The 8,304-nt window shown below is 58.1% G+C and carries 7 protein-coding genes; 3 read left to right on the top strand and 4 right to left on the bottom strand.

The genetic code is table 11. The features are described from left to right. Positions 1-350: 350 nt before the first annotated feature. The 4 genes from aqpZ to LG30_RS0118590 form a co-directional block, all read right to left on the bottom strand. On the bottom strand, positions 351-1,040 hold the full coding sequence (gene aqpZ, locus LG30_RS0118605) for an aquaporin Z (RefSeq protein ID WP_033132189.1): 690 nt from the start codon (positions 1,038-1,040) through the stop codon (positions 351-353). A gap of 298 nt (positions 1,041-1,338) precedes the next feature. Then, positions 1,339-1,860: a crossover junction endodeoxyribonuclease RuvC gene (ruvC, locus tag LG30_RS0118600; protein WP_033132188.1), complete on the bottom strand. Its 522-nt coding sequence runs from the start codon at positions 1,858-1,860 to the stop codon at positions 1,339-1,341. Between the two features lie 199 nt (positions 1,861-2,059). Next, positions 2,060-2,968, bottom strand: coding sequence for a Gfo/Idh/MocA family protein (locus tag LG30_RS0118595; RefSeq protein WP_033132187.1), 909 nt, complete (start codon positions 2,966-2,968; stop codon positions 2,060-2,062). Positions 2,969-3,022: 54 nt separating this feature from the next. After that, on the bottom strand, positions 3,023-3,262 hold the full coding sequence (locus LG30_RS0118590) for a hypothetical protein (RefSeq protein ID WP_033132186.1): 240 nt from the start codon (positions 3,260-3,262) through the stop codon (positions 3,023-3,025). Positions 3,263-3,931: 669 nt separating this feature from the next. On the opposite strand from LG30_RS0118590, the gene LG30_RS0118585 reads away from it, so the two are divergent. The 3 genes from LG30_RS0118585 to LG30_RS0118575 are packed head-to-tail and all read left to right on the top strand — an operon-like array spanning position 3,932 to position 7,937. Beyond that, on the top strand, positions 3,932-5,488 hold the full coding sequence (locus LG30_RS0118585; RefSeq protein ID WP_033132185.1) for an OmpA family protein: 1,557 nt from the start codon (positions 3,932-3,934) through the stop codon (positions 5,486-5,488). Between the two features lie 17 nt (positions 5,489-5,505). After that, the gene (locus LG30_RS0118580; RefSeq protein WP_033132184.1) at positions 5,506-7,101 is read left to right on the top strand and encodes a hypothetical protein; all 1,596 of its coding nucleotides are present in this window, start codon (positions 5,506-5,508) and stop codon (positions 7,099-7,101) included. Positions 7,102-7,103: 2 nt separating this feature from the next. Beyond that, positions 7,104-7,937: a hypothetical protein gene (locus LG30_RS0118575; RefSeq protein WP_033132183.1), complete on the top strand. Its 834-nt coding sequence runs from the start codon at positions 7,104-7,106 to the stop codon at positions 7,935-7,937. Positions 7,938-8,304: the final 367 nt, after the last annotated feature.

Below are 8,304 nucleotides of genomic sequence, written 5' to 3'. Positions count from 1 at the left end.
GTCAAGCTGTTGCACCAGCACTACCGGGATATGCTGAATGCCCGCGGTTTGTAAGACAAAAGCACGGCTGCATCCCTTCCCATCCATCATGCGGAAACCCGCGCCTATGTGGTGCGAGTCAAACTGCTGCACCAGCGCTACCGGGATATGCTGAGCGCCCGGGGCCTGTAAAGCATCAACATTCCCCCCGCGATCCCCGATACCGAGACCCGTCCCCATATGGTTCGGATGCCACTGCCGCACCGGCACCACAAGGCGCTGCCGAGCCGCCCGGAGTTTGTAAAACCCACAACCCCATAAAACAAAAAACACGCCCGAAGGCGTGTTCTAGAGCGGCATGTCGCGCGAGCTTATTTCTGCTCGGTCGCCACCATGCGATAGGCCAGGGCACCCAGGATGCCGCCGACGATGGGGGCAACCCAGAACAGCCACAGCTGGCTGACGGCCCAGTCACCCACAAACAAGGCGACACCTGTGCTGCGCGCCGGGTTGACCGAGGTGTTGGTCACCGGAATGCTGATGAGGTGGATCAGGGTCAGGCATAGACCGATGGCGATCGGTGCGAAACCGGCCGGCGCGCGGCTGTCGGTGGCGCCCATGATCACGAACAGGAAGAAGCCCGTCATCACCACTTCACACACCAGGGCCGCCAGCAGGCTGTAACCACCCGGTGAATGCTCGCCATAGCCGTTGGAGGCAAAGCCGGCGCTCAGATCGAAGCCGGCCTGGCCACTGGCGATCACATAGAGCACGGCACCCGCCGCTATCCCGCCCAGCACCTGAGCCACTATGTAGGGCAGCACACCGGAGGCAGGGAAACGACCACCGGCCCACAGGCCCAGGGTCACGGCCGGGTTCAGGTGGCAACCTGAGATGTGGCCGATGGCGAAGGCCATGGTCAACACGGTCAGACCAAACGCCAGGGAAACCCCGAGCAGACCTATCCCCACATTCGGGAATGCCGCCGCCAGCACCGCACTGCCACAACCCCCCAGCACCAGCCAGAAGGTGCCCATAAACTCAGCTGCATATGGTTTCACGCTAATAATCTCCCATGATGATGAAATATGAGCCGGGGCTCATGCGGACACTGTCATTAAACAGGCGCCACATTATGGGAGTGTGAATCAAGAAGATGAAGTGAGCCTATTTTGTCTATGAAATGTGATTTACATCACAAGCCATTGATTAATTAAGTGAATCATCATTAGTGCGCGTTAGAAATCATGCTGAGCCCGCCCATCGTCTGCGACAGACTGCGGCGGGAGTGTGGTTTTTAGCAGCAGTGACTAAGCAGGTAGGGAGCGGTCACCCTATTTTTTGAAACCAGGACGACACTCATCGATAGCGACCACGGACAGAGCCGCTGGCCTGCCCCGCCATCCGGATCAGGCTCTGGCGGGTATGGAAGTGGCAGAGCGCCACCCCGAGGGCATCCGCCGCATCCGCCTGGGGCGTGGCCGACAGCTTGAGCAGATGAGTCACCATGTGTTGCACCTGCTCCTTGGCCGCCCCACCCGTGCCCACCACCGCCTGCTTGATCTGGGTCGCCGAGTATTCGCTGACCGGCAGCAGGGCGTTGACCGCCGCGACTATGGCGCTGCCCCTGGCCTGACCGAGCTTCAAAGCCGAATCGGCGTTGCGGGCCATGAACACCCGCTCGATGGCGAACTCGTCTGGCTTGAACTGGGTGATGATCTCGCTCACCCCGTCATACACCTGCTTGAGACGTGACGGCAGCTCGCCCAAGTCGGTGCGGATGCAGCCTGACCCCAGATACTGCGCCTTGCCGGAGACAATGCGGATGACACCGTAGCCGGTGATCCGCGAACCCGGATCTATCCCCAAAATAATGCTCATGAAACCATCGTTGCTCTAAAGGCAGATCATGGGCGCCAAGATAGCAAACAAGCCCCCGCTTGGCTCGCATAGCCGCAGGCTGACCCGCTGACTGCGCGCGGAAGCACCATCTTATACAGTGGTATGGCGACGCACTGACCAGTGCGACCCATCAAGCCGTGGCCCATGCCAGCATAAATCCCCCCTCCCCACCCGAGTGCTACTCCCCGGCCAGGATCACCAGTTGCTCGGCCAACCGATGGCTACGCAGATAACTGTCGATGAGGGCGCCATCGGCCTTGCCCGCCTCAATCTGTGCATACCAGTGCGCCAGCATGGCATTGAAACCGCGCCGCGCCAGCACCGGCTGCCAGTCATCCACCGCGATGCTGCTCAGCTGCTTGCCACGGGCGAGGGTGCCCTGGGTGCAGTTCTCCACCTGCAGCGACAGATCCTCGCCATAGAGGCTGATGCGCTCCTCGGTGAGGCCGGCGCTGCGGTTCATGCTGCCGCTCACCGCCGCCTGCCCGCTCTGCCAGGCGACGCTCACCCCGGCCAGCAGCTGAGGTTGCTGACTGCTGCGCCTAAGCACCGCATGGAGTGGCCCATCCGGCGCACCGCCATAGTGGCAGAGGCTGTCGAGCACATGGATAAAGTCGTCGAACAGGAACTGGCGGGGCAACCCGGGCAGGGCGTGACGGTGCTTCTGCCAGTGCAGCTCGGTCACCGGCTGCTGACGAGCGGCCGACAGCGCGGGCAGGTAACGACGGTTGAAGCCCACAAACAGCGGGCAATCCTTCGCCATGGCCAGGTTGCCCAGCGTCTCCACCTCGGCGGCGCTGTCACAGAGCGGCTTGTCGACAAAGGTGGGGATGCCGGCGCGCAGACACTGCTCCGCCAGCCTGCCATGCACGGCGGTGGCGGCATGGATCATCACGGCATCCGGGCGGCTCGCCAGCAGCCCGTCCACTTCGGTAAAGCACTCGGCGATCCGGTACTGACGGGCCAGCTTGTCCAGCACAGCCGGATTGCGGGTACAGAGCAGCGGCGTCACCCGCTCGTCGCTGGCGAGCAGCGGCAGATAGGCCTTCTGGGCGATATCGCCGAGGCCAATCAGGGCAATGCGCATGGGAACTCCTTGTAATGGATGGGATGCAGACAGAGTAATATCCGATGCTTTTTTCTATTCGGGCTCTTTCGCCAGTTCTTTGGCCTGCTCTCTGGTATCGAGCCACTTGCCCATTCTGGCGCCCAGCTCGGAGCAGAGCATGGCGCTGACCATGGCTCCTATCATCCGGTTCATATCCGAGATCTCTTTTGATTCAAGGAGCAGGGGCGCAATCAGGTTAAAGGCAATGAGCCCCATCACCAGCCCAAGCCCGCTGCCTATCTTCTCTCTTCTGGATCTCGCTTTCACCGCCATCTATGGTCCCTAATGCCGATATGCCTGCTGCTGTGTTCGTGAAGGATTCACAAGAGGGGCAAGCATGCTGCCTCTCTCCTTATCGATATTATCCGGCAGCATAAGATAGCAACGCCGCCACCGCCAAACAGCTCCTCTCGATAATTAATTCACCAACTGCGACCAATGCCATTTTTTATCCTGTTGATGCATGTTTTTTCGCCCATACCATCACGCTAATGAAGTCACATGCCATCTCTTTATCTTCATTTTACCGTGCCGCGACCCAATAGGACACAACGGCAGAGCTCCCCCTCACAAACAGCCTGACAGCCACCCGCCTCCCTTATCATCGATAAAGAAACAACTTGGCAACATAATTAAAAAACGATGTTTTTCTGATGCTTGCATCACTTTTGCGCTCGCTTGATCAGCCTCGTTTGGCTTATCATTGCCACTTGATGCCTATTCAACGACATGGGCTATTGCCTCTGCTGACAAATAGGGCAAACAAGAAGCCATTATTTACGAGAATTAGCGCGTTGTGGGCCGATATTCAAAAAACTCACCACTAATGCCTTTCGTATCAATAATCGTCGATTATTTTACCGCGTATTGAGAGATCACTTTCTCTGCGCATTTTTTGCATGCCTGAATCTCGGCATTAAATAAGAATGGCAAGGAATAGCTATGGATAAATCGTTTCGTCTTGCGCCCCTCAGCTGTGTATTGATTGCTGCCGTTGGCTGCAGCTCTCAACAGATGCAGAGTTTCAAATCGACGGTCAATGACATCGGCAAAGATTATGGTATGCCCGTGCTCTGTGGCGCAGGCATGATCGCAGGTGGGGCCGCGGGTTACGCTCTTAACGGGGAAAAAGGGGCAGTCGCAGGGCTGGCCATCGGCGGCGTGCTGGGCTGTGCGGCAGGCTATGTGTGGCAATCCCGGCTGCAAGAGCTTGACCGTATCGCGAAGGAAGAGAATCTCAAGATCACCACAGAACAGCTGACCCTGGCCGAACCCGCGGTGGCGACCAATGTGCCCCAGAATGCGGGGCTGGTTGCCCAGATACCCGATTCGGGCATGTTCGCCATCGGTTCTGACCAGCTGACGGAAAGCGGTCAACGGGTGGTGACCAAACTGGCTCAGGTGTATGCCAACCCCCCCGCCGCTACTCAAGCCAAGGCATCCACTGAGCGTCAAGAGCGCCGCATTCTCCTCGTCGGTCATAGCGATGCGACCGGCCCTGCAGAATTCAACCAGAAACTGTCCGAGCAACGGGCCAGGGCTGTCGGCAAGGTCCTGGTAAAAGCGGGGATCCCGGCCACCTCCATTTATTACCAAGGAGCGGGCTCTTCACGCCCAATCGCAGACAACAGTGACCCCTTGCTGCGCGGTCAGAATCGCCGGGTCGAGATCGTTGAACTCGCGAACGAGCAGGCCCTGGTGATGCGGGCTCAGTCCGAAGAGGGCAACACAAGATATCTGCGTTATGGCGCTTCCGATGCTGCCAAGCCTCGTGTGGCTGCGGCTAAACCCGCTGCTCAGTCCGCAAGCAGTTCCAGCAAGGTGGCGGCTAGGTCGCAAACCACCCCTCGTCAAGCCACAACCAAACAGAGCTCACCTGACAGCAACACGGTCAAGGCTGCGCCCAACGCCAAGGCTGCAGTGGATTTCGGCGGTACACCTGCCGGAGCCTACCAGTGGAACATGGCCCAGAACATCAAGCCCAAGGCGAGTGGCTTTGCGCTGATCAGCAGTGCTTATGCGAGCGATATGCCGATGTCGAGCTGTGAGGCGGATAAGCCGCGCAGTGCGGGCCAGGTGCTGAGCATGGCAAACGACCAGCCCCTCGCACACCATGCCACCAAGGAGTACATGCCCGGCTACAACAATCGTGTCTGGGCCAATACCGTCAACGGCCACCTGGTGACCGTCTCTCCGGTTTCCATCTTGCGGGATAACGCCAAGGTCGATCGTCAGCCGATCCTGCAGGTGGTTCAGGGCTACCAATCCTCAAACAAGAAGAAGGCCCAAACCCTCAAGGCGGTGGCCAACACCTATGAGGGCGAGAGTGAAGTGCTTTACCGCGTCTTCACCAGCGATCCCAAGGCACCCGTGTCCTGCATGGATCTCGTGTTCAGTAAAGGCAACGCCAAAGTCAGCCAGGGAGCCCTGTTCTATCCGGCAGGTTCCGAGGCTTATGTGGCTTCGTACATGCCCATTCCCGCCACCCATTCCAAATAAGAAAACGGAGAAACTTAGTGGAAGACTTTTCTTTGGCAGCGCTCAAAGCGTTGATCCTCGCCAACCAGATGCTGACCGTTGGCATTATTTCATTTCTCATGAGCGCCGTTGTGGTGTGGCGACATTGGGAGAATGTGTCCTACTTCCTGATCCGGGTATGGCACAGTCTGCCTCTGATCGGCACAGTTGCTCGCCTCGCACGCAAGCCTGCCTCGGTCGATGGAGATGGCTGGATCAATCATGAAGTGACCCTGTCGAACGTGTACTACCGCGAGTACAAGAAATACTTAAAAGGTCCGGGCGCCTACAATGCCTCCCTCGACTACCTTGCCAAGGCTGGTGAGGCTGGTCGTTCCCCACGCCCGGCATGGGTGCTTGCCCTGGTGCTGATGCTAGTGCTGGTCGAGGCAATGGGGTTTGCCTACGTGCTCGCAGGCTGGATGAACATGGATGCGTCAACCAATGACCGCCACCTTCTGACGGCAGCGACGGCACTGTTGCTCGCCGTCGCATCAGCGTTCTTGGCTGAAGTTGCCGGCCACTCCTTGCATCACAACAGCCTGATCGCGCGAGCGCGCCACTGGTGGCAGGGAGAAGAGCCCTCAAAACGTTCTCGTACCCTCAAAGCAAACAAGGCTATCAATCTGGAAGACTCCTTCTCAGACTCGGATAAACCTGACTATGAACAACTGCTAGCACGTCTGAAAGATGTGAACTCGGGTGTTACCCGCAAGTTTATCTGGCTGATTGTCTGTGCTTCATTTGTTACCTGCATGGCCGTTGGTGCCTTCGTGGTGCGTTCAGCCACCCTCGACAGCATCGAGACCGAGATGGTTAACAGCATGCGTGCAGAGGCAACGACACAGAATGACAGCAGCATAGGTTCGCCGTTTGATCTGCCGGAGGAGTCCCAGGCTATCAACAGCGAGGCGGAAGAGGCCACCATCGACGACAAGATGCAGGCCATCCGTGAGGCCAGCCTGACCACCTACGTCATGCTGTCGCTGATCTACATCGCCATCCAGGGCATCAGCATCTGGCTTGCCAGCAAATACTACTTTGCCGGCACTCACTCACAAACTGCCTGGCGTCTGACTCACGAATACGCGACCGCCGAGGAGATGCTGGACGCGATGGACCAGCAACGCACCGCCATTGCCAGTCATGCCGATGACAAACTCCGCCGATTGCAGACCCTGCTGTCGAGCCGTGACCATACCAACTCAGGTGTGCTGGGTGCGCTGGAAGGGGAGAAATCCGCCCATCGTAACTTCCTGGCCTTTATCGAGTACAAAGCGGGCACTGTGCCACCCAAGCCCGCCCCTCAGGCGGCGCCTCAGGCAGCACAGACTGTGCAAGCCGAGCCGGCGCCTGCCGTGCAACCGGCAGTTGCTCAGGCAGAGGCGGCGCTCCCGTCCACCACAGATGCCCCCGGCCAGACCGGCACTGTCGTCAAGGCCGCTGATTTCCATGATGTCACTGGCCTGCCCGAAGAGAGCCTGGCAGCGGCCAGTCGCGCGCTGGGGGTGAACGAAGATCAGCTACGTGATATCCGTGAACAGCAGATGGCCCTCAAGACCCTGGGCCTGTTCCCCACCAAGCAGAGTGCCTAATCGTGAAGATCACCAAGGTATTACTCCTGGCGTTGACGCTGCCTTGTGCAGCGTTAGCCGCCGACCGTAACGACATACAGAGCTGCTATGAGCGCAATGGCCTGACCGACATCAAGCCCGCGGGGACAGGTCGCGAGCTGGTGGTCATCATCGATCAGACCATTCCGATGCCCGACGATCTGCAGCGCAGCAGCTGGGGCCAGATCGAACGGTTCGTGCAGGCCGGTGATCGCGTCAAGCTCTATACCTTCTCCGCTTTCCTGCCTGGCGAATACCTTCGTCTGGCCTACGCGGGGCAACTGGATATGCCGCTGGAAGGAGAGATCCGGGACGATGTCAACATGCGCAAATTGCGCAGTCTGGACACCTGCCTGGCGACACAGACCAAAGTCTTTCGTAATGGCTTTGGCAAACAGTTCGTGAAAGCACTGCGTGATGCCCGTCAGGACATCCCCAAGAGCGAGATCATGAACTCGCTGCGAAAGGTGGGGGACGATATGAAGGCCGAGCAAGGCGTCAACGATCGCGTCGTGTTCCTCATTTCGGACATGCTGGAACACTCCGATTACACCAGCTTCTATGCCACCAACAAGATCAAGCAGCTCAATGTCGGTGACGAGCTCAAACAGGCCAAGAGCAAGGGACTGTTTGCCGATCTGCAAGGGGCTCGCGTCTATGTTACGGGGGCCGGACTGGTTACCGACGCGGTGAAGCACGCCTATCGTTCCGGCAAGACCATGGATGCACTCGGTGACTTCTGGTCACAGTACTTCGAGCACTCCCATGCCAGTCTGGTGAACTTCGGTGCCCCCAGCCTGAGCACAGATCTGCAATAAGAGGACATTCAAGGGCAAGCCCCGCGCTTTAGTCCCAAAACACAAGGGCGACCAACTGGTCGCCCTTGTTATTTCCATCGCTGCCCAAATCAGGGATATCGGCGAGCCAGCCGCCTGGCATCAGGTTTGATCATGTGAGCAAAAGGTGGGTGTCCCATATTTGGCTTTTGGCTGCCAAAGAGGTGGGGGTCCTAGATTTCTTTCTCTGGCACTAAACCGAGATCATTTCATACACAATACATCCTGACTCACCGTCCTACGACCCGGCAACTTCACCATGTGATGTGTCGCCTCGATCACAATTCAAGCTTATTCAAGAAAACTAGGCTTGGTGGAACTTTCCATTATTGTTCCTTGGGTATATTGT

The sequence above is a fragment of the Aeromonas aquatica genome, from assembly GCF_000764655.1.
GTDB lineage: Bacteria > Pseudomonadota > Gammaproteobacteria > Enterobacterales > Aeromonadaceae > Aeromonas > Aeromonas aquatica.
Note: the sequence above shows the minus strand (reverse complement) of the source record. Positions and strands in the feature narration are given on the sequence as shown.